18 protein-coding genes are annotated in these 22,641 nt (G+C 63.9%); 12 read left to right on the top strand and 6 right to left on the bottom strand.

What is annotated here, in order from left to right:
• Positions 1-155 precede the first annotated feature (155 nt).
• Genes treS through treY form a run of 6 tightly spaced genes read left to right on the top strand, consistent with a single transcriptional unit; the run spans position 156 to position 14,175 of the window.
• Complete coding sequence (gene treS, locus HT051_RS05715; RefSeq protein WP_174542883.1) at positions 156-3,458, top strand: maltose alpha-D-glucosyltransferase; 3,303 nt, start codon at positions 156-158, stop codon at positions 3,456-3,458.
• Entirely contained in the window at positions 3,455-5,671 is a 2,217-nt protein-coding gene (gene glgB / locus HT051_RS05710; RefSeq protein ID WP_174541144.1) for a 1,4-alpha-glucan branching protein GlgB, read from the top strand. Before treS ends, glgB begins: the two co-directional genes overlap by 4 nt.
• 8 nt (positions 5,672-5,679) lie before the next feature.
• Positions 5,680-7,755: a glycogen debranching protein GlgX gene (glgX, locus tag HT051_RS05705; RefSeq protein ID WP_174541143.1), complete on the top strand. Its 2,076-nt coding sequence runs from the start codon at positions 5,680-5,682 to the stop codon at positions 7,753-7,755.
• On the top strand, positions 7,752-9,593 hold the full coding sequence (gene treZ / locus HT051_RS05700; RefSeq protein WP_174541142.1) for a malto-oligosyltrehalose trehalohydrolase: 1,842 nt from the start codon (positions 7,752-7,754) through the stop codon (positions 9,591-9,593). Before glgX ends, treZ begins: the two co-directional genes overlap by 4 nt.
• A complete protein-coding gene (gene malQ, locus HT051_RS05695) occupies positions 9,590-11,458 on the top strand; it encodes a 4-alpha-glucanotransferase (protein ID WP_174541141.1) in 1,869 nt (622 codons plus the stop codon). The genes treZ and malQ overlap by 4 nt, the downstream gene beginning before the upstream one ends.
• A complete protein-coding gene (gene treY, locus HT051_RS05690; RefSeq protein WP_174541140.1) occupies positions 11,458-14,175 on the top strand; it encodes a malto-oligosyltrehalose synthase in 2,718 nt (905 codons plus the stop codon). The genes malQ and treY overlap by 1 nt, the downstream gene beginning before the upstream one ends.
• Here the strand turns inward: treY and HT051_RS05685 are convergent.
• On the bottom strand, positions 14,172-14,510 hold the full coding sequence (locus HT051_RS05685) for a P-II family nitrogen regulator (RefSeq protein ID WP_174541139.1): 339 nt from the start codon (positions 14,508-14,510) through the stop codon (positions 14,172-14,174). The two genes, treY and HT051_RS05685, sit on opposite strands and share 4 nt — an antisense overlap.
• 286 nt (positions 14,511-14,796) lie before the next feature.
• Here HT051_RS05685 and greA point away from each other — a divergent pair, with 286 nt between their 5' ends.
• Positions 14,797-15,261: a transcription elongation factor GreA gene (gene greA, locus HT051_RS05680; RefSeq protein ID WP_174541138.1), complete on the top strand. Its 465-nt coding sequence runs from the start codon at positions 14,797-14,799 to the stop codon at positions 15,259-15,261.
• 20 nt (positions 15,262-15,281) lie between these two features.
• Here greA and HT051_RS05675 read toward each other — a convergent pair whose 3' ends face one another.
• Together HT051_RS05675 and HT051_RS05670 are read right to left on the bottom strand one after the other, a co-directional pair.
• Positions 15,282-15,608 carry a polyhydroxyalkanoic acid system family protein gene (locus tag HT051_RS05675; protein ID WP_174541137.1) on the bottom strand — a complete coding sequence of 109 codons (327 nt, stop codon included), beginning with the start codon at positions 15,606-15,608 and terminating at the stop codon, positions 15,282-15,284.
• Between the two features lie 135 nt (positions 15,609-15,743).
• Entirely contained in the window at positions 15,744-16,040 is a 297-nt protein-coding gene (locus HT051_RS05670) for a SelT/SelW/SelH family protein (RefSeq protein WP_208454393.1), read from the bottom strand.
• A 220-nt stretch (positions 16,041-16,260) separates the two neighbouring features.
• Here HT051_RS05670 and HT051_RS05665 point away from each other — a divergent pair, with 220 nt between their 5' ends.
• Positions 16,261-16,758 carry an Rrf2 family transcriptional regulator gene (locus tag HT051_RS05665; protein ID WP_174541136.1) on the top strand — a complete coding sequence of 166 codons (498 nt, stop codon included), beginning with the start codon at positions 16,261-16,263 and terminating at the stop codon, positions 16,756-16,758.
• 28 nt (positions 16,759-16,786) lie between these two features.
• Here the strand turns inward: HT051_RS05665 and HT051_RS05660 are convergent, their stop codons facing one another.
• Both HT051_RS05660 and HT051_RS05655 read right to left on the bottom strand, forming a co-directional pair.
• A complete protein-coding gene (locus HT051_RS05660) occupies positions 16,787-17,548 on the bottom strand; it encodes an ABC transporter permease (RefSeq protein ID WP_174541135.1) in 762 nt (253 codons plus the stop codon).
• Between the two features lie 8 nt (positions 17,549-17,556).
• Positions 17,557-18,483, bottom strand: coding sequence for an ABC transporter ATP-binding protein (locus tag HT051_RS05655; RefSeq protein WP_174541134.1), 927 nt, complete (start codon positions 18,481-18,483; stop codon positions 17,557-17,559).
• A gap of 410 nt (positions 18,484-18,893) precedes the next feature.
• On the opposite strand from HT051_RS05655, the gene HT051_RS05650 reads away from it, so the two are divergent.
• Together HT051_RS05650 and HT051_RS05645 are read left to right on the top strand one after the other, a co-directional pair.
• Positions 18,894-20,225, top strand: coding sequence for a DEAD/DEAH box helicase (locus tag HT051_RS05650; protein WP_246810188.1), 1,332 nt, complete (start codon positions 18,894-18,896; stop codon positions 20,223-20,225).
• A gap of 20 nt (positions 20,226-20,245) precedes the next feature.
• A complete protein-coding gene (locus HT051_RS05645) occupies positions 20,246-20,458 on the top strand; it encodes a hypothetical protein (RefSeq protein WP_174541133.1) in 213 nt (70 codons plus the stop codon).
• Between the two features lie 56 nt (positions 20,459-20,514).
• Here the strand turns inward: HT051_RS05645 and HT051_RS05640 are convergent, their stop codons facing one another.
• Positions 20,515-20,712 (bottom strand): hypothetical protein, encoded by a 198-nt coding sequence (locus HT051_RS05640; protein WP_174541132.1) that lies wholly within the window; start codon positions 20,710-20,712, stop codon positions 20,515-20,517.
• A 213-nt stretch (positions 20,713-20,925) separates the two neighbouring features.
• Here HT051_RS05640 and HT051_RS05635 point away from each other — a divergent pair, with 213 nt between their 5' ends.
• A complete protein-coding gene (locus tag HT051_RS05635; RefSeq protein WP_174541131.1) occupies positions 20,926-21,378 on the top strand; it encodes a hypothetical protein in 453 nt (150 codons plus the stop codon).
• Between the two features lie 181 nt (positions 21,379-21,559).
• Positions 21,560-22,621, top strand: a complete 1,062-nt coding sequence (locus tag HT051_RS05630) for a quinoprotein relay system zinc metallohydrolase 2 (RefSeq protein WP_174541130.1) — start codon at positions 21,560-21,562, stop codon at positions 22,619-22,621.
• Positions 22,622-22,641 lie beyond the last annotated feature (20 nt).

Genomic DNA, 22,641 nt, shown 5'->3' with positions numbered 1-22,641 from the left:
CAAGCGGCCGGTAGCCTTAACGACAGCGGCAATCGGCGCGTGCAAGGAAACGTCCAAGGCGGTCCCAAGCAAGCCGCGAATGCGGTATAGCGTTTGAACCCGCCGGAATTCCCCGCGACAGTCAACCAACCAACACCGAAAAGACCTGCGTGCAGATGATCGACCGCACCGATAGCCACTGGTACCAGAACGCCATCATCTACGAGCTTCACGTCAAAGCCTTCTTCGATTCGAATGGCGATGGCGTGGGCGACTTCGCGGGCCTGCTCAAGAAGCTCGACTATATCGCCGAGCTCGGCGTCACCGCGGTCTGGCTGCTGCCCTTCTATCCCTCGCCGCTGCGCGACGACGGCTACGACATCGCCGAATACACCGCCATCAACGAGACCTACGGCACGATGCGCGACTTCCGCCAATTCGTGGCCGAAGCCCATGCCCGCGGCATCCGGGTGATCACTGAGCTGGTGGTCAATCACACCTCCGACCAGCACCCCTGGTTCCAGCGCGCCCGCAACGCCAAGCCGAGCTCGCGCTACCGCGACTATTACGTCTGGAGCGACACCGACCAGAAATACCAGGACACCCGCATTATCTTCCTCGATACCGAGGTCTCCAACTGGACCTGGGACCCGGTGGCGCAGAGCTATTTCTGGCACCGCTTCTATTCCCACCAGCCGGACCTCAATTACGACAATCCGCGGGTGCTCGCCGACATCATGAAGGTGATGCGCTACTGGCTGGATATCGGCGTCGACGGCCTGCGCCTCGACGCGGTGCCCTATCTCATCGAGCGCGACGGCACCAATAACGAGAACCTGCCCCAGACCCACGACATCCTGAAGCAGTTCCGCGCCGAGATCGACGCGAACTATTCCGACCGCATGCTGCTGGCCGAGGCCAATCAATGGCCGGAGGATACCCGCCCCTATTTCGGCGACGGCGACGAATGCCACATGGCGTTCCACTTCCCGCTTATGCCGCGCATCTATATGAGCCTCGCCCGCGAGGACCGCTATCCGATCACCGACATCATCAACCAGACGCCCAACATCCCCGAGCATTGCCAATGGGCGATCTTCCTGCGCAATCACGACGAGCTGACGCTGGAGATGGTGACCGATAGCGAGCGCGACTATCTCTGGCAGACCTACGCCACCGAGCAGCGCGCCCGGCTCAATCTCGGCATCCGCCGCCGCCTCGCCCCGCTGCTCGACAACGACCGGCGCAAGATCGAGCTTCTGAACGGCCTGCTGCTCTCCATGCCCGGCACGCCGGTGATCTATTACGGCGACGAGCTCGGCATGGGCGACAATTTCTATCTCGGCGACCGCGACGGCGTGCGCACCCCGATGCAATGGTCCAGCGACCGCAATGGCGGCTTTTCCCGCGCCGACCCGCAGCGCCTGTTCCTGCCGCCGATCATGGACCCGATCTACGGCTATCAGTCGCTCAACGTGGAGGCCCAAGAGAAGGACCCCCATTCGCTGCTCAACTGGACCAAGCGGATGATCGCCGTCCGCAAGAGCCATCACGCCTTCGGCCAGGGCAGCCTCACCTTCCTCTATCCGAGCAACCGCAAGGTGCTGGCCTATCTGCGCGAGCATGACGGCGATACCATCCTGTGCGTCTTCAACCTGTCGCGCACCGCGCAAGCCGTCGAGCTCGACCTGTCGGAGAAGCGCGGCCATATCCCGGTGGAGATGACCGGCCGTTCCATCTTTCCGGCCATCGGCACCCTGCCCTATTTGCTCACCATGCCGGCCTATGGCTTCTATTGGTTCGACCTGACCGAAGCCGCCTCGCTCGCCATGACAGTGGAGCCTGAGCCGGAGCCCCTGCCGGAGCTGGAGACCGTGGTGCTCGCCAAGGGCTGGGCCCTGGTCGAGAGCCACCTGACCGACCCCAAGCGCCAAGAGCGCTTCATGCGCACGCTGCTCCCCGCCTATGTTCACAATCAGCGCTGGTTCCAACCCAAAGAGGCGCGCATCCGGGAGGCCAAGCCGCTGGTGTTCGGCGAGCTGCCGCGCGGACGCGACGAGAGCTTTCTGCTGCTCGGCCTCGACCTCGATCTGAGCAACGAGACCGAACCGCGCTATTTTCTCCCGCTGGCCCAGGAATGGGGCGAGCACAATCTGCACTACGAAAATCCGGCCATGCCTTACACCTTGGCCAAGATCCGCCGCGGCCCGCGCGCCGGCGTCGTTCAGGAGGCCGCGGCCAGCCCCGATTTCGCACGGACCGTGGTCAAGGCGATGCAACGCGGCGAAACGCTTCCCGCCAATAACGGAAGCTTGCGTCTGCACAACAGCCGCTGGCTCACCGAGATCGAATATCGCGACGACGATCCGGTCCGCCCCGTCACCGCCGAGCAGACCAATACCGGCATCGTGGTCGGCCAAACCACCATGCTGAAGCTCTATCGCCAGCTCCGCCAGGGCATCCAGCCGGAGATCGAGCTCGGCCGCTACCTCTCCTTCGCCGACTTCGCCAACGTGCCCTCGCTGCTCGGCTCCATGGAGCATGTCGACACCGAAGGCAACGTGACCGCGCTTGCCGCCGCCTTCGCCCATATTCCCAATCAGGGCGATGGCTGGAGCGTGATCGTCGATGCGCTGGAGCGCGAGCTGGAAGATGCCCGCTTCGCCGAAGAGATGCGGGAGGATTCGAAGAGCGGCCTGCCCTACTCCCTGTCGCTGATCAAGGTGATCGGCAAACGCACCGCCGAGCTGCACCGGACCCTCGCCGCCAATACCGAGGATCCGGCCTTCGCGCCCGAGCCGGTTACCCAGGACGATCTCGACCGCTGGATCGACCGCCTGCATGCCCGCACCGCCGATATCTTCGAGCTTCTGAACCGCATCGAGCCCAATCTGGACGAGAACTCCCGCCGCGCCGTGGACGATCTCCTTTCCATGCGCGAGGTGCTGGTGGAGCGTCTGGAGCGGCTGCTGCCGAAAGGCTCCCAGAGCCAGAAGATCCGCGTCCACGGCGACTATCACTTAAGCCAGGTGCTGATCGCCCAGGCCGATATCTACATCGTCGATTTCGAAGGCGAGCTGAACAAGAGCCTGGAGGAGCGCCGCGCCAAGGCCCCGCCGGCGCGCGACATCGCCACCATGCTCCGCTCCTTCGACTATGCCGCCACCATGGCCATCGAGGGGCTGCGCCAAGCCGGCGTCGGTCAGCCCGACGAGATCGAGGAGCGCGCCCTGATCTGGCGCCAATCGGCGAGCCGCACCTTCCTCGAAGCCTATACCGCGGTGCTGGTGGAAGCCGGCGACACGACCCTGGATAACTCGGCCCAGGAGCTGTTGCCCTTCTTCCTGGCCGATAAGCTGCTGTACGAGATCACCTATGAGGCGCTGAACCGGCCCGCTTGGCTGTGGGTTCCGATTAAGGCGGCGATGGAACTGATCGAAGAGAACGGCCCCGTGCCACCCCCGGAGGTGACCGATTGACTGCTCTGAACGGAAATTCGCAGAAAGCCTATGCGCCGACCGCCGGCGAGATCGATGCCATCGCCCACGGCACCCATAGCGATCCCTTCGCCGTGCTCGGGCTGCAGGGCGGCAACGGCTCCGCACTCACCGTGCGCATCTTCGTCCCAGGCGCCGAGAGGGTCGAGCTGCTCGACTATGACGGCACCGCGTTCGGGACCGTGCCGATGCTGCACAGGGCCGGCTTCTTCGGCGCACGGTTTCCCTCGCAGCAGCGTATTCCCTACCGCCTGCGCGTGCATAAGGACGGCGCCAGTTGGGAGGCCGAAGATCCGTACCGCTTTCCCTCCGCCATCCCTGAGATGGATCTGGAGCTGATCGCCAATGGCGATCATCTGAAGCTCTACGAGACCCTCGGCGCGCACCCGATGACGCTCGAAGGCGTGGCCGGTGTGCGCTTCGCCGTCTGGGCGCCCAATGCCAAGCGCGTCAGCGTGATCGGCAATTTCAATCAGTGGGACGGCCGCCGCCATGTCATGCGCCGCCACGCGCGCGCCGGCGTCTGGGACATCTTCATTCCCGGTATCGAGAAAGGCGAGGTCTACAAGTTCGAGATCCTCGGCCATCACGGCGAACTTCTGCCGCAGAAGGCCGACCCGGTCGCCTTCCAACAAGAGCATCCGCCGGCCACCGCCTCCATCGTGCACGGACCGGCCGAGCGCCTCCATCACGCCCCCGGCTGGCCGGAGCAGCGCGAGAAGATCAACGCCATCGATGCGCCGATCTCGATCTACGAGATGCATCTGGGCTCCTGGATGCGCGGCCCGGAAAACAAGTTCCTCACCTATGACGAGATCGCCGACCGGCTGATCCCTTATCTGCAGGATCTCGGCTTCACCCATGTGGAGCTGATGCCGGTCTCCGAGTTTCCCTTCGACGGCTCCTGGGGCTATCAGCCTATCGGACTCTACGCGCCCACCTCGCGCTTCGGCACGCCGGAAGGCTTCAGCCGCTTCGTCCGCCGCCTGCACGATGCCGGTATCGGCGTGATCGTCGATTGGGTCGCCGCGCATTTCCCCACCGACACCCACGGGCTCGGCCATTTCGACGGCTCGGCGCTCTACGAGCACGAGGATCCGCGCCGCGGCTTCCACCACGACTGGAACACGCTGATCTACAATTACGGGCGCAAGGAAGTGGCCAACTTCCTCATCGCTAACGCCCTCTACTGGCTCGACCATTTCGACATCGACGGGCTCCGCGCCGATGCCGTGGCCTCGATGCTGTATCTCGACTACAGCCGCAAAGAGGGCGAGTGGCTGCCCAACGAACATGGCGGCAACGAAAACCTCGAAGCCCTCGCCTTCATCAAACGGCTGAACGAGGTGGTCTATAAAGCTTTCCCGGGCACCGCGATGATCGCCGAGGAATCCACCGCCTGGCCTGGCGTCTCCCAGCCGACTTATGCCGGCGGTCTTGGCTTCGGCTACAAATGGAATATGGGCTGGATGCACGACACGCTGAACTACATCAGCGAGGACCCGGTCCACCGCAAATACCATCACCACAACATGACCTTCGGCCTGGTCTACGGCTTTTCGGAGAATTTCATTCTGCCGCTCAGCCATGACGAGGTGGTGCACGGCAAGGGCTCGCTGATCGCCAGGATGCCCGGCGACCGCTGGCAGAAATTCGCCAACTTACGCGCCTATTTCGGCTTCATGTGGGGCCACCCGGGCAAGAAGCTGCTCTTCATGGGCGGCGAGTTCGCGCAAGAACGCGAATGGAACCACGACTATGCGCTCGACTGGGAGCATCTGGACGATCCCTATCACAGCGGCGTCCAGAGCCTCGTCCGCGACCTCAACAAGCTCTACCGCTCTTCGCCTGCGCTCTATGCTCTGGACACCAAGCCGGAAGGCTTCGAATGGGTGGTCTCCCACGACGAGGAGAACAGCGTGATCGCCTTCCTGCGCAAAGGCGAAGACGGCACCCCGCCCATGCTGGTGATCAGCAACTTCACGCCCATCCCCCGCTACGACTACCGGGTCTGGGTGCCCGAGCCCGGCACCTGGCGCGAGCGCCTCAACACCGATGCGAAGATCTATGGCGGCGGCGATGTCGGCAATGGCGGCGCTGTTGAGGCCGAACCCGTTCCCCATGAGGGGCACCCCTATTCGGTGGGCCTCACCCTGCCGCCGCTCGGCACCCTGTTCCTAGAGCTTCAGGAGTAATCCGCACGATGGAGCTGAAAATCGGGCCCGGTGCGCCTTCGCCGCGCGGCGCCACCTGGGATGGGACGGGGGTCAACTTCGCGCTGTTCTCCGCCCATGCGACGCGCGTCGAGCTTTGCTTGTTCGACGGGCCGAAAGGCAACGAGGTCGCCCGCATCGCGCTGCCCGAATATACCGATCAGATCTGGCACGGTCACATCACCGGCATTCAGCCGGGGCAGCTCTACGGCTATCGCGTGCACGGCCCCTATGAGCCGGCCGAAGGCCATCGCTTCAATCCCAACAAGCTGCTGCTCGACCCTTACGCCAAGCTCTATGCCGGCGCCCTGGAATGGAACGACGCCCTGTTCGGCTACAAGATCGGGGTGAAGAAGGACGCCGATCTTGTTCTCGACAAGCGCGACAGCGCGCCCTTCATGCCGAAATGTGTGGTGGCCGGCGAGCTTCCCCAGTCGGATATCGAGCGCCCCTGCCTGCCCTGGAACGAGACCGTCATCTACGAGGCCCATGTGAAAGGGCTGACGGCGCGGCGCAGCGATATCCCGGAAGCTATCCGCGGCACGTTTTTGGGTCTCGCCGAGCCGCAGATCATCGAGCACCTGAGCCGCCTCGGCGTCACCGCCATCGAGCTTCTGCCCGTGCAGGCCTTCGTCAACGACCGCATCCTGGTCGATCAGGGGCTCAGCAATTATTGGGGCTACAACTCCATCGGCTTCTTCGCCCCGGCCAGCCGCTATCTCACCGAGGGCGGCGGCATCGAGCAGTTCCGCACCATGGTCGATGCCTATCACCGCGCCGGCATCGAGGTGCTGCTCGACGTGGTCTATAACCACACTGCCGAGGGCAACGAGTTCGGCCCGACCCTCTCCTTCCGCGGCATCGACAACCTCTCCTATTACAAGCTCGACGAGGAGAAGCGGCACTATTACGACACCACCGGCTGCGGCAACACGCTGGATACCACCCACCCCCGCGTGCTCCAGCTGGTGATGGATTCCTTGCGCTATTGGGTCGAGGTCGGCGGCGTCGACGGTTTCCGCTTCGACCTTGCCTCGGCGCTGGCCCGCGACCGCGACCGCTTCGACCCCAACTCCTCCTTCCTCGATGCGATCTCGCAAGACCCGGTGCTGAGCCGGGCGAAGCTGATCGCCGAACCCTGGGACCTCGGCGAGAACGGCTATCAGGTCGGCGGCTTCCCGCCGGGCTGGGCGGAATGGAACGACCGCTGGCGCGACGACATCCGCGATTATTGGCGCGGCGAGATGGGCAGCCTGCCCGGGCTCGGCGCCCGCGTGCTCGGCTCGGCCGACGTCTACGACCGCGAAGGTCGCCGCCCCTGGACCAGCGTCAACTTCATCACCGCCCATGACGGCTTCACCCTGGCCGATCTCGTCTCCTATAACGAGAAGCACAACGCAGCGAATAAGGAAGACAATCGCGACGGCCATGACGACAACCGCAGCTGGAATTGCGGCGTCGAAGGCCCGACCGACGATCCGGAGATTCTCGATATCCGCGACCGGCTGCGCCGCGCCGAGCTGGCCAGCCTGATGTTCAGCCAGGGAACCCCGATGCTGAACATGGGCGACGAGCTCGGACGCACCCAAGGCGGCAACAACAACGCCTTCTGCCAGGACAACGACATTTCCTGGATGCAATGGGGCGAGCATTCGGCGCGCGACGCCAATCTCTACGGCTTCCTCGCCGGCCTCGCCCAGCTCCGCAAAGACTATCCGCTGCTGCGCGGCACCCGCTTCCTGCATGGAGAGCCGGTAGCGCCCGGCATCGAAAACGCCACCTGGTACAAGCCCGACGGCGAGGAGAAGCGGCCCGAGCATTGGGAAGACCCGGTGGCGAAATGCGTCGGCCTGGCGCTGGCCGATGCCGAGACGCTACTGCTTCAGCTCTATAACAGCGATGCGGAGGAAATCTCCTTCACCCTGCCCGAGATCGAGGGCGGCAATCGCTGGCGCGTTCTTTGCGATTCCGCGACCGGCGAGATCCGCCCCGACCGGCCGCTGGTCGGCGGCGCGGTGATGATCCCCGGCCGCGCCGTGCTGCTGCTGGAAAGGGTCGCGCCGTGACCAATCGCTTTTCGCATACTTCGCCCTGGGGCACCGAGATCACGCCAGACGGCGTCCGCTTCCGCCTCTGGGCGCCATCGCAGAGAAAGCTCGGCTTACGCGTCGCCAAGACCGGCGAGACCTTAGACATGCAGCCAGCGGGCGATGGCTGGTTCGAGCTCGTGACCGACAAGATCGCTCCCGGCGAAGGCTATAGCTTTGCCCTCGAGAACGGCATGAGCGTTCCCGACCCCGCGGCTCGCGCGCAAGTGGGCGACGTGCATGGCCCGAGCAAGCTGATCGACCCCAACGCCTATGCTTGGAACACGCCGGACTGGACCGGCCGGCCTTGGGGCGAAGCGGTGCTCTACGAGACCCATACCGGCACGTTTTCGGAGACCGGCGACTTCGCAGGCGTCGCCCGCCAGCTCGACCGGATCGCCGAAGCCGGCATCACCGCGGTGGAAATTCTGCCCGTCGCGCAATTCGCCGGAAATCGCGGCTGGGGCTATGACGGCGTGCTGCACTACGCCCCGCATCTCGCCTATGGCGGACCCGATGCGCTGAAAGCCCTGGTCGATGCCGCCCACGCGCGCGGCCTGATGATCCTACTCGACGTGGTCTATAATCATTTCGGCCCGGACGGGAATTATCTCCACGCCTATGCCGCCGACTTCTTCGACAAGAAGCGCCATACGCCCTGGGGGCCGGGCATCGATTTCAGCCGCCGTCCGGTGCGCGATTTCTTCCTGCACAACACCCTCTACTGGCTGGAGGAGTATCGCTTCGACGGGCTGCGTTTCGACGCCATCGACCAGATCGCCGACGACAGCGAAGAACCGATCTTGCAGGAGATCGCCCGCACCGTGCGCGAGACCTTCCCCGACCGGCATATTCATTTGACCTCGGAGGACGACAGCAACCTCACCACCTTGCTGAAATTCGACGCCGAGGGCCGGCCGAAACTGTTCACCGCCGAATGGAACGACGACTGGCACCACGCCATGCACCATCTTCTCACCGGCGAGGATGACGGCTTCTACGAGGATTACCTCAGTGCGCCCGCCGCCCGTGTTGCCCGCTGCGAGGCGGAGGGCTTCGACTATCAGGGCGAGGTCTCGCGCTTCCGCGGCGGCAAGATCCGCGGCGAGGCGTCCGGCCATCTGCCGCCCACCGCCTTTGTCGACTTCCTGCAGAACCACGATCAGACCGGCAACCGCCCCTTCGGCGAACGGCTCGACGCCCTGGTCGATATCGATGCCGTCGAGACCGGCCTTTCCCTGCTTCTGCTCTCGCCGCATATCCCGCTGCTCTTCATGGGCGAGGAATATGCCGAGGAGAGCCCGTTCCAGTACTTCACCGATTTTCACGGCGATCTCGCCGCCGCCGTCCGTAAGGGCCGCCGCAACGAGTTCAAGAAGGTGCGCCTGTTCGCCGATCCGGCCGCCCGCGACCGCATCCCCGATCCCAATGCGCCAGAGACCTTCGAAGCCTCCAGGTTGAAGCCGGACCTGGTACCGGCTAACAAGCGCCAGCGGCGGGAGACACTGATCGCCGAATTGCTCGGCATCCGTCATCGCCATATCGTGCCGCTGCTTCAAGCTGTGCCGCCGCATGCCGGCACGATCGAAGCGGTGGAGGGGCGCGCCATTGCCGTGCGCTGGAGCTTGGCCGAAGACGCCACGCTCTTCATCGCCGCAAATTTCGGTGAAACCGAAACGCCTTTGCCCGCCTTCATGGAAGGTGCGGTTCTATTCGAGCGTCCGGCTGGGGCGGCCGCGGCGCTGCGAGGCGGCAGCCTGCCCCCCCGGTCGCTGGTCTGCCGCTTGGTTGAGGGAAATGCTAGGAGTGAGAGGTGACTGAGAAGCTGCAACAACTGGCCGAGTGCTACGGTATCGACGACGGCTATATGAGCGAGACCGGCGCGTGGGTAAAAACCCCGCTCTCGACCAAGGCCGAGGTGCTCAAAGTCATGGGCGTCGCCGTCGGCAGCGAGGCGGAGATCGAGGAAAGCCTCGCCCGTGCGCCGGAGCCCGTGGCCGAGGACGACATCCACGACCTCTCCAAGAGCGCCTTCTGGCCGCTTTGGCTCGTCGAGAACCGGGTCTGGGGCCTCGCCACCCAGCTCTATTCGCTCCGCTCGGCACGCAATTGGGGTATCGGCGACTTCCAGGATCTCGCCGATCTGGCCGCCATCATGGCCTCGCTCGGCGCCGACTTCATCGGCATCAGCCCGCTGCATGCCCTGTTCACCGCCGATTCCTCGCGCATCAGCCCCTACGCCCCCTCGACCCGCAATTTCCTCAACCCGATCTTCATCGCCCCCGACAAGGTGGCCGGTTTCGACAGCCTGCCGAACCGCGACGAATTTCTCGCCGAGCTGCCCGAGCTGCGCGCCAGCCAGCTCATCGATTACGAAGGCGTCTACCGGGTGAAGATGAAGGCGCTGGAAGCACTGTATGAGCGCTTCATCCAATCCGCCGACGAAGCCTCGCGCAAGGCTTTCGCCCATTTCCAGCTCGAGCAGGGCGCGGCGCTGCAGAACTTCGCCCTCTACGAGACCCTGTCCGAATATTTCGTCGAGCAAGGCGGCTATGTCGCCTGGTCGACCTGGCCGCCCGAATTTCAGGACCGCGACAGCCTCGCCGTGCGCGATTTCGCCCGCGGTCACAAGGACCGCATCGCCTTCCATATCTGGCTGCAATGGATCGCCGATACCCAGCTTGCCGCGGCGCAGAACCGCGCCCGCCGCTCCGGCATGCGCATCGGGCTGTATCTCGATCTCGCCATCGGCGCCTCGCCTGACGGCTCGTCGGCCTGGTGCGGCGGCCATGCCACCGCGCGCAAGGCCCGCATCGGCGCCCCGCCGGATGCGCTCTGCCCCGGTGGCCAGAATTGGGGCCTGATCCCCTTCTCGCCCATGGGGCTGGACCAGCAGCATTTCGATCCGTTCCGCGAGCTGCTGCGCGCCAATATGCGCCATGCCGGCGCGCTCCGTCTCGACCACGCCATGGGGCTGAAGCGGCTGTATTGGATCCCTGAGAATAGCGACGCGCTCGGCGGCGCCTATGTGCGCTACCCCTTCCGCGACATGCTGGAGATGGTGGCCGACGAATCCTGGGTCGCCCGCTGCCTCGTCATCGGCGAGGATCTCGGCACCGTACCGCCCGGCTTCTCCGACACGATCGTCCGCGGCGGCATGCTCTCCTATCAGGTGCTGTATTTCAGCCGCCAGGAGGGCCGCTTCCTGCCGCCCCACGCCTATCGCCGCGAAGCTATGGTCTGCGCCTCGACCCACGACCTGCCGACCTTGCGCGGCTGGTGGCAGGGCAACGACGTCGCCTGGCGCTTCCGCGTCGGCGCCAGCACCCATATCGAGGCGACCAGCCAGGCCGAAGGACGCCGCAGCGAAAAGCGCCTGCTGGTGGAAGCCTTGTGCGAATCCGGCCTGCTCGGCGGCGATCCCGCCGTACTGTCGGGGCGCAGCGAGATGAGCGAGGATATTCTGATCGCCATTCACCGCTTCCTCGCCTGGACGCCCTGCCGCCTCTTCGCCGTACAGCTCGACGACGTGCTCGGCACCGAGGAGCAGGCCAACCTCCCCGGCACCACCGACGAGCATCCCAACTGGCGGCGCAAGATGACGGTGAATATCGGCGAGCTGACTCAGCATCATCTGTTCCGCAAGCTCGCCGACGCCATCGCCGCGGAACGGCCCCGCTAATGGCACCCCTGACGGCAACCTACCGGCTGCAATTCCGTCAGGGGATCGGTTTCACCCGCGCCGCCCAACTGCTGCCCTATCTGTCGCGTCTCGGCGTCAGCCATCTCTACGCCTCGCCGATCTTCCGCGCCGTCCCGGGCTCCACCCACGGCTACGACATCGCCGACTACAACGAGATCGAGCCGGCGCTTGGCGGGCGCGAAGGGCTGGCCGGGCTGATCGGCGCACTCCGCCGCGAGGCCATGCAGCTGATCCTCGACTTCGTGCCCAACCACATGGGGGCCAGTCCGTTCAATCGCTGGTGGTGCGATGTGCTGGAATGGGGTGCCCAGAGCCCCCACGCCAGCACCTTCGATATCGACTGGCGGGCCGACAAGCTGCTGATCCCGGCCTTGCCTGCGCCTTACGGCATCGTGCTGGAGCGCGGCGATTTCGGCCTCGATCTCGATATCGAGAATGGCGGCATCAATTTCGCAGTCAACGGCCTCAAGCTTCCCATGCACCCGCCGAGCTATGCCGGACTGCTGTCGAGTGCCGGCGAGAGCTTCGAGGACCTCACCAATCGCTTCGCCATCGCAACGCCGGAGACCACCAAGGAGCTGAAGACCGAGCTCGCAGCGCGGCTCGAAGACGAAGCCCAGCTTAAGGCGCTGCAGGCGGCGCTCGCCAAGGCCGCGAACGACCGCGAGACCATTCACGCCCTGCACGAAGCGCAAGTCTGGCGCCTCGCCTATTGGCGCGCCGCCCGCGAGACCCTGACCTATCGCCGCTTCTTCGAGGTCGCCGATCTCGTTGGGGTGCGCATGGAGCAGCCTAGCGTGTTCGAAGAGTCCCACCGCCTGCTGCTGGAGCTGGTGGCGGACGGGCTGGCCGACGGTATCCGCCTCGATCATGTCGACGGGCTCTCCGACCCCCTCGCCTATTTCAAGAAATTGCAGGAGGCCATCGCCGAGAGGACGGAGGAGCCCGGCCCCTTCCCCCTGCTGGTGGAGAAGATCCTCGGCGAGGACGAGAGCTTGCGCGAGGATTGGCCGGTGCTCGGCACCACCGGCTATGAGTTCATCCGCAGCCTCGGCGCGCTGCTCACCGCCCCGCAAGGCGAAGCGCCGATGACCGAAGCCTATCACGCCTTCACCGGCGCGCCGCTCGACTATGCCCGCCTGGTGCTGCAAACCAAGCGCCGCATCTTCGTGCGCAATCTCGCCGGCGAGCTGGACGTGCTCACGCATCTCGCCTTGCGCCTGGCCGACGCCGATCTGGTCACCCGGGATTTCGGCCCCGATACGCTCCGCCGCGCCATCATCGAGCTTGCCGCGGTGCTTCCCGTCTACCGCACCTATGTCGATGTGGAAGGGCCGGAGCCGGCCGACGAGGCGCTGATCGCCAAGGCGGTCGAGGACGCCAAGCGCTCCCGCGAGGTGGAGGACGAGCTCGCCATCGATTTCATCGCCCGCATCTGGCGGCTCGCGCTGGAAGACCCCGCCGCCCGCGCCGAGGCGCTGACCTTCGTCACCCGCCTGCAGCAGACCACCGGGCCGCTGATGGCCAAGGCGGTCGAAGACACGCTGTTCTATCGCTATAACCGGCTGATCGCCTTGAACGAGGTGGGCGGCGCGCCGGAGATTTTCGCAAGCCCCGTCGCCGCCTTCCATAGCGCCATGAAGGAACGGGAGAGACGCCAGCTCTCCGGCCTCTCGACCACCTCCACCCACGACACCAAGCGCGGCGAAGACGCCCGCGCCCGTCTCTACGCCCTCTCCGAAGCGGCGGAGGATTGGGCCGATGCCGTCTCCCGCTGGGCTGAGATCAACGCCCATGCCCGCAAAGACGGCGAGACCGTCCGCGCGCCGACCGCCGAAGACGAGTGGCTATTCTATCAGTCGCTGGCCGGTGCCTGGCCCTTGAAGCTCGATCCTACCGACACCGGCGCCATGGCGGAGCTCGCCGAGCGCATGGAAGCCTTCATGCTGAAGGCGATCCGCGAGGCCAAGGTGAGGACCAGCTGGACCGACCAGGACCGCCCTTACGAAGAGACCATCGAGCACTTCGTCCGCACCGTTCTGGACCCCGAACGCTCAGCCGCTTTCCTGGACGACTTTGCCGAGACCCATAAGCCGATCGCAATTGCCGGCGCCCTGAACAGCCTCACCCAGACTGCGCTCAAGCTCACCGCGCCGGGCGTGCCGGATATCTATCAAGGCGCGGAGCTTTGGGATTTCAGCCTGGTCGATCCCGATAACCGGCGGCCGGTCGATTTCGAGGCGCGCGAAGCGGCGCTGCTGCGCAACGCCGAGGAGAGCACCGCCGCCCTGGTCGGCGACTGGCAGACCGGCGCCATCAAGCTGCGCGTGCTGCAGCGCGGCCTGAATCTCCGCCGCGAGCATGCCGAGCTCTTTCTAGAAGGGGAATACCGGCCGCTGGAGCTGGCCGGCAAAGAAAAGGAGAGCGCGCTCGGCTATCTGCGGAGCACGCCCTCCCTTGCCGTCTTGACCGTGGCGCCGATCCGGGCCCGCAAGCTGATCGGCGATCGTACGCTTCCGCATGTGCCGCCCGAGGCTTGGGGGGACACGCAGGTCGCCCTTCCCGCGGATTGGGCCGGCCGAAGCTGGCGCAATATCCTGACCGGTGAGACGATACCTGACGAAGGCTCGGGGCTGTTTCTTGCGGAACTGCTTGCGTCGTTTCCCGTGGCGCTATTGGTCGCCGAACCGGCTTAGAGCGCTTCTGCGCCCGTCTCGCCGGTGCGGACCCGCGTGACGCTCTCAAGGTTCTGCACGAAGATCTTGCCGTCGCCGACCTTACCGGTCTTGGCATGCTCGATGATCGTATCCACGACCTTCTTGGCAAGCGGCGTATCGACGGCGATCTCCAGCTTCACCTTCGGCACGTAATCCACGCGGTACTCGGCACCGCGATAGACTTCCGTGTGACCCTTCTGGCGCCCGACACCGCGGACTTCCGTGACCGTCAGACCCTCCACGCCGATACCGACGAGAGCATCGTGCACGGCATGAAGCCGATGCGGCTGAATAATAGCGATAATATACTTCATGGCGTTCTCCCATTGTTTTGCTTACAGGCACCGGGCCGGCTGCGGAACAAAACGCCCGAAACCGCCGGTAGTCCGGAGCCTCGCTTTCAGCCTCAGCACCCCCAATATGATCAGGGCAAGCTTTGACCTACGCGAAAGCTATAGCTCTACTTGGGAACGATGCTAGCTTTTTTGTAGGCTTTAAAAGCAATTGCCGAAACTATCACCAGTGCTCAGAATTCGTGCAAAACAACACCATTTTCGCCCGCTGCGAAAATTCACGATAAGCCTGTGCTATACTGCGAAAATGAGCAAAGCATTCACCAAGGAAGACGAAGGCGGAGACGTTTATGACGATCTCCCCGATAAGCCCGTTTCTTCGAACAACCTGGTAACGCCAAGAGGACTTGAGTTAATCGAGCAAGAGCTGGAGACGTTGCATGAGGCCCATGCCACAGCTCTTGACGCGGACGACCGTCCCCTGCTTGCCAAGATCAATCGCGATCTCCGTTACTGGAAAGCACGCCGCGCCGCCGCGCAGGTAACCGAGCCGCCGGCTGAGAAGGACGTGGTGCGTTTCGGCTGCAAGGTCACCATCGAGCGGGAGGATGGCCGCCAGCAGGTCTTCACCATCGTCGGCGAGGACGAGGCCGATCCCTCGAAGGGCACCTTGTCTTACGTGTCGCCTCTGGCCCAGGGGCTGATGGGGAAATCCGTCGGCGATCTGGTCACCGCCGGTCCCGGCGAGGTGGAAATCATCGCCATCGACTGAGAGGTGGAAGCTACGGAAGCTTACGTCTCCGTCGGCGCTGGCTTCTCCAGCATCAGCTGCCCTTCCTGGCGGATCAGGTCCTTCGCCTTCTCGGCGAACAGCGCCAGCACCCAGGGCAGCGCCACCTGGAGCCGGACATGATCGTCGGCCACATCCACCGTACCGTTCGCGCTCTGGCCGAGCAGGTTCGCCTCGAAATCCAGGTGATCCCCGCTCCAATCGTCCCGCAACACCGAGAAGCTCTCGCCGTAGGAATTGCGCACTTGGGCAAAGCCGTTTTGCAACCGCTGCCGCGCCTCCTCGCGCCCGAGATTATGGGGAATTTCGACGGTGACGGGTTTCGCCATGGAAGATCCTATAGAGCACAAGAAAATCGGACGGGCCGGGGAATCGGCGCCCGGCTTCCCCGCCGGTATAAGCAGCCAAACGCCCGGAGGCCAGGGCTACGGAAATCAGGGGCAAGGAAATCAGCGGCACGGAGATCAGGGCCGGTCGGAATGGCCGAGATCCCGCTCCGGAGCGATCTGGTCGCGGATCAGCTGCTTCAGCTCCTTCATCTCCGGAAACCGCCCCTCCTTGCTACGAGAATAGACCAGCACGCCGTCGGCGTGGATATCGAACACCCCGCCCGTCCGGTCCGGGATCAGCGTCACCGCGCCGACCTCGTCGGCAAAGCTGGTCAGCAGCTCCTGCGCCGTCCAGCTCGCCCGCAAAAGCCAGCCGCAAAGCTGGCAGTACCTGATCGATATATGCGGCGTTGGCATCTGCCTCTCATCCATGGCACCCTACCCGTCTTGGAATTGAAACAACCGTAGGTTATGCAGGCCCCTTGGCGAACCGGCCTCCCATCCCCACATGGCGGAATAAGGCGGTTTACCGTGATTTGGGCTTGGCATCCCCGAAATTGATGGCAAGTTTCGCCGTATTCCTGGCTATCTCTCTTGCGACTTTTGCTGTTCCGCCCGCTGAAATTTGCTATAAGGCCGTGAGGCAAATCATATGCGACTGACCAAGCAAACAAGCTACGCGATCCGGATTCTGACCCATTGCGCACGCAATAAGGGAAAATCCGTCCGCACCAGCGATATCGCGCAGACCTACGGAATCACCGAATATAACGTCGCCAAGATCGTTCCGATCCTGGTGCGCGCCGGCTTTTTGACCTCCACGCGCGGCCGCCTCGGCGGGCTGCAGCTGGCCAAGCCGGCCGACGAAATCCATATCGGCGATGTCGTCCGCGCGACCGAGACCACCTATGTCGAGGCCGAATGCGCCGGCGGTGGCGTGCAGGACTGCGCCATCAAGCCCGCCGCGCTGATCAACCGTCTCTTGGGCGAAGCCCTGGAAGCCTTCATCAGCGTTCTCGACGAGCACACGCTGGACGAGCTCGTGGCCGCCACCCCGCATGGCGGCGGACAGGATTTCGAGCTGCTGTCCGGTCTTCAGAACCGGCCTCAGCGCAGCACCAGCCGCGCCGGTCTCCCGAGCTCTTCCTAAAGCCGGATAAGCCAGACATCGTCCGTGCCTAGCTCTTCATGCGGTAGCCCGTCTTGAAGATCCAATGGATGATGACCAGGCAGACGAGCATGAACACCGCCGTCATGCCGAGGCTCACCCACACGCTCACATCGGATGCGCTGTAGAAGCTCCAGCGGAAACCGCTCACCAGGTAGACCACCGGGTTCAGCAGCGTGATCTTCTGCCAGAGCGGCGGCAGCATATCGATGGAATAGAACGTGCCGCCGAGGAAGGTCAGCGGCGTGATGATCAGAAGCGGCACCAATTGCAGCTTCTCGAACCCGTCCGCCCAGATGCCGATGATGAAGCCGAGCAGGCTGAACGTCACCGCCGTCAGCACCAGGAACAGGATCATCACGAAGGGATGGTCGATCTGCAGCGGCACGAACAGCGCCGCCGTGCCTAAAATGATCAGCCCCAAGATCACCGACTTGCTCGCCGCCGCGCCAACATAGCCGAACACGATCTCGGCCGCGGAGACCGGCGCGGAGAGGATTTCATAGATCGTCTTGGCGAAGCGCGGGAAGAAGATGCCGAACGAGGCGTTGCTGACGCTTTGGGTCAGCAGCGACAGCATCACCAGACCCGGCACGATAAAGGCGCCGTAGCTGATGCCGTCGACCTCGGCGATGCGTCCGCCGATCGCCGCCCCGAACACGATGAAATAGAGCGCCGTGGAGATCACCGGCGAGATGATGCTCTGCAGCAAGGTGCGCCCGGCACGCCGCATCTCGAAGATATAGATCGCCTTGATCGATTCGAAACTCATTGCGGCACTCATTGCGGTTCCTGCACCAAGCTCACGAAAATCTCTTCCAGCGAGCTTTGCTTGGTATCCAGATCCTTGAACCGGACTCCGGCCTCGCCGAGCGCCTGCAGCAGCGCGGTGATCCCGGTCCGCTTGCTGTGAATGTCGTAGTGATAGACCAGCGTGTTGCCGTCCTCAGCAAGCTCCAGATGGTAATTGGAGAGCGCCGCCGGCACCTCATCCAAAGGCTCCTGCAGATAGAGCTCCAGCCGCTTCTGGCCGAACTGGCGCATCAGTTTGACCTTCTCCTCCACCACGATGATCTCGCCCTTGTTGATCACCCCGATGCGGTCGGCCATCTCCTCGGCCTCTTCGATGTAATGGGTGGTGAGGATGATGGTGACGCCCTTCTCCCGGAGCGAGCGGACCACCTCCCACATCGCCTTGCGCAGCTCCACGTCGACGCCGGCCGTCGGCTCGTCGAGGAACAGGATCTGCGGCTCGTGGCTAAGCGCCTTGGCGATCAGCACCCGGCGCTTCATACCGCCGGAGAGCTCCATGATCTTGGTATTGCGCTTGTCCCAGAGCGAAAGATCGCGCAGTACGCGCTCGATATGGGCCCGGTTCTTGTCCAGCCCGAACAGGCCGCGGCTGAAGGTGACCGTATCCCACACCGTCTCGAAGGCCTCGGTGGTCAGCTCTTGCGGCACCAGGCCGATCAGCTGGCGCGCGGCGCGGTAATCGGTGATCACGTCGTGGCCGAGCGCCGCGACATGGCCCGAGCTCGGATTGACCAGTCCGCAGATGATGCTGATTAAGGTGGTCTTGCCGGCGCCGTTCGGCCCCAGCAGCGCGAAAATCTCGCCGCACTGGATTTCCAGATCGACATGTTTCAGCGCCTGGAACCCGGAGCCGTAGGTTTTGCTGAGATCGGAAACGGAGATGGCGGGCTGCATGGCACCCTAGATGGTTAGCGGGGACGCGATACTTTAGGGGGATGGGTGGAACGCCACGCCGCCTGGCGGATAGCGTGGCGTGCATCGCGTCCACCCCGACCTTTAGACTCGTAGACTCGGCGCGGCGAGAGCCACATAGGTGATCCGGCGGCCGGGTGCAACACTCCCCGCCCCCCGGCATTAACGCCGCAAGACGTCTCAACTTGACAGAGTCGCGCTAAGCGCCCATCTTCCCGTCATTAATTGCTCGCGATCGCGCGAAGCGGATAGCCGGTTAACGGCGCTTCATCCCGAGACAATTTCCGCAAATTTTATTCGTCTGCCCCTCGTGCGCGAAGGTGTTGGCGTTAAAGCCGTAGGCCCGGACCCTTTGACAAAGGACCCGCCTCTTCGGCGCACAAGGACATAACGTGATTCAATCATTCGACGAGTTCGGCCTGGCCGAACCGATCCGCCGTGCATTGCAGGCGGAAAACCACACCGCTCCCACGCCGATTCAGGCTCAGGCGGTTCCCCGTCTGCTGGAGGGGCACGATCTGCTCGGCATCGCCCAGACCGGCACCGGCAAGACCTTGGCCTTCACCCTGCCGATCCTGCAGAAGCTGGCCGGCTATCAGGGCAAGCGCGCGCCCAAGGCGCCGCAAGCTCTGATCCTCGCCCCGACCCGCGAGCTTGCCCGTCAGATCCATGAGCGCGTCCGCGCCTATGGCCGCTATCTGCATCTCAAATCCACCGCCATCTTCGGCGGCGTCAAGCAAGGACCTCAGGTGAAGGCCTTGGCCCGCGGCGTCGATATTCTCATCGCCACGCCGGGCCGCCTGCTCGATCTCCATCAGCAGAATCATCTGCGTCTGGACAGCGTCGAGATTCTGGTGCTCGACGAAGCCGACCTCATGCTCGACATGGGCTTCGTCCGCGATGTGCGGAAGATCGCCGCCGCCTGCGGCAAGGACCGCCAGACGCTGCTGTTCTCCGCCACCATGCCGCCGGCCATCGCCAAGCTCGCCCAAGAGCTTCTGGACCGGCCCGAGCGCGTCGACGTGGCGCCCAAGACCGTCGCCGTCGAGCGGATCGACCAGCATGTGCATTTCATCTCCAGCCGCGGCAAGAGCCAGCTCCTCAGCGAGCTGCTGAGCGACGACGCCATGGACCGGGTCATCGTCTTCACCCGCACCAAGCGCAGTGCCGATCGGGTCTGCAAGCATCTGCGCCAAGGCGATGTGACGGCGGAGGCCCTGCACGGCAACAAATCCCAGAACGCCCGCATCCGCTCGCTGGAAGACTTCAAATTCGGCCGGGTCCGGGTTCTCGTCGCCACCGACATCGCCGCCCGCGGCATCGATATCTCGGCCGTCTCCCATGTGATCAATTACGAGCTGCCCAACGAGCCGGAAAGCTATGTGCACCGGATCGGCCGCACCGCACGCGCCGGCGCAGACGGCGCTGCCGTGTCATTCTGCGATCATAGTGAGCGCGCACAGTTGCGGGCGATCGAGCGACTCATCCGCCGTCAGGTTCCGGTTGCATCCGGATCGGCCGAGGCGCTGGAGGATGAAGGGCGCAGCAAACCCGGCAACCGCAATGGCGGCAACGGGAAGCCCGCCGCCCCAAAACGCAACCGTCGTAGACGGTCGAAGCCTGCAGCATTCGGCAAGCCGCGTTCCGGCGCACGTCGCGGGTCCCATGGTGGTTCACATGGCAGCTCGAACAACGGCGCCCGGCAGGCCGAAATCAGGGCCTGATAAGCCAGCGAGGAAGACCATTGAACGATCAAATCTCTGCTGCCAGACGGCGTGCCGAGCTCCAGCTTGCCCGCACCAGGCGGCGGGAAGCGGAGGTCAAAACCGAGCAGGAGCAGGAGCGCGATGCGCTCCAGGAGAAAACCGCGCGGCTGCGCGCGTTGCGTCTTGCCAAGGAGGCCGCCGAAACGGCGGCGTCTGAGGAGGCTCCGAAGAAGCGCGTTCGGCGGTCGTAAAACCAGCCTGCCTCACTTGCAGATGAGCGGCCGGCATTCCGTGCCGGCCTCGCAGCCTAGCGGGGCTCCACCTCGCTGAGGCGGCTTTCGATCACCACGCGCTGCTGCTTGCTGGTCGGATCCTGGATCCGGTATTGCCATCCCTGATGCTCCTGCGGCAGCAGCGCCAGCACCTCGTAAACACCCGGGTTGCGGTTGAACGGATCGCGAGCCAATTGAACTTTCTCGCCAACCTTGAACTTATGGCTAGTCATCCCAATTCCTTTATCGGTTAAGCCACAGACCGAAAGAAAACACCTCAACTCTTTGGTGTTTAACGGCTTTTGCTCGAAGCATCGGCAATACAAAACAGCGTGATCGCTGTTTAGAACCATTTTCGATCTGCGCAAATTTAGCCTAGCATAGATCGTGCCGGTTTGGGCGGTCTTGATGCCGCGCTCAGCTGGGCAAGGATTTGGAGGATTGTCATGCTACGCAGCCTATTGGCGGCGATCGTTATGGTTTTCGCCATAGCCGGCGTCTGCAGCGCCGCCCCGGCGGACGGCCAGCGCGCCGGCAAGCCCGACCCCAACGCGCCGTCGCCCGACGATCCGCGCTATCTCTCCATGATCGTCAAGGCCTGCCACGCCGCCGAAATTCCGCTGGAGCCCACCAACCAGGGCAAGATCTACGACGACGAAGTACCCCTCACCCACGAGGAACGCCAGGCGATGTATGAGGAGCTGGGCTGCATCGATGTGCCCCTGCCCATGCAATGGATCACCGGCACCATGACCGCCGCCGCCTGCCGCGGCCATGCCGGCTATATCGCCGCCATGCAGTTCCTGGAACAGCGCCCCGACCTTGCCGAATATCCGGCCGTGGGCGCCTGGGAATGCAAGATGCAGTCTCACCCGGTGATCTCGCCCGTCGGGCAGTAGGCAATCGGAAACAGAGAAGCGCGCCGGCACGGGCATCCGGCACTGCCCAAGGAAGCATTCAGGCCGCACACCCTACCATCTGGTAGGTAGACAAACCTCCCCGCCCCGTGCCATGCTGATTTGAGAGGCTGGCAGCAAGACCGGCCCAGGCCATCAGAGCCTATTTATGGAGGAAATGCCGATGCGGGAGGATAGCTGCGGCAAGATCCAATGCCCGTCTTGCTTGGCGCGCGCAAATCTCGCCGTCCCGGATGCGCCGCTTGACGCGCACGCGCAACAACAGCGGCCGATCACCCGGCAGAGCTTCCTGCGCGGGCTCGGCGCCCTTGCCTTTCTGCCGCTGCTCCGCTCCGTCCCGGCCTTCGCCAAGGACGAACCAGAGGCCAAGCCCGACATGGCGGTGCAGGAGATCGCCCCCGGCGTCTTCGTGCATCAGGGGCAATACGCCATGCAGTCGCCGGAGAATATGGGCGACATGGCCAATTGCGCCTTCGTGGTCGGCGACGAGGCGGTGGCGGTGATCGATACCTCCTGCAGCGCGATCTGCGGCGAAGCCTTGCGCAAATCCATCGCGGATGTGACGTCGAAACCGATCCGCTACGTGATCAACACCCACATGCATCCCGACCATGTGTTCGGCAATGTCGCCTTCAAGCAGGACGCCCCGACCTTCGTCGGCCATCACAATCTGAAGAACGCGCTGCAAGTCCGCACCGATGCCTATCTCACCGCCAATGAGCGGATGATCGGTCCGGCCTTTCAAGGCAGCGAGGTGATCCTTCCCGATCTTGGCGTGGAGAAGAAGACTGAGCTCGATCTCGGCGGCCGCGCGCTGATCCTGGAGCCGCAAGCCACCGCACACACCAATAACGACCTGATCGTCACCGATACCGGCACCGATACGCTGTTCCTCGGCGACCTTCTCTTCTCGGTGCACATCCCAACCCTGGACGGCTCCATCACCGGATGGCTTGCCCTGCTCGACGATTTCGAAAAACGCAAAGCCGCCCGCGTCGTCCCCGGCCACGGCCCTCATGCCATGCAGCTTCCCGGCGCACTCAAGCCTGAGCAGCTATATCTCCAGACCGTCGCCGACGACGTCCGTAAATTGATCAAAGATAACCTGCCCTTAGGCGAGGCGACCAAGATCGCAGGATACCGCCAGGAGCATGCTTGGAAGCTGTTCGACGACTACAACGCAAGGAATGTCAGTGCCGCCTATGCCGAGCTCGAATGGGAATAAAGAGCAAAGCGAGCTGTGTT

Source organism: Methyloligella sp. GL2, assembly GCF_013341275.1.
Lineage (GTDB): Bacteria > Pseudomonadota > Alphaproteobacteria > Rhizobiales > Methyloligellaceae > Methyloligella.
This window is presented reverse-complemented; position numbering and strand designations above follow the sequence as displayed.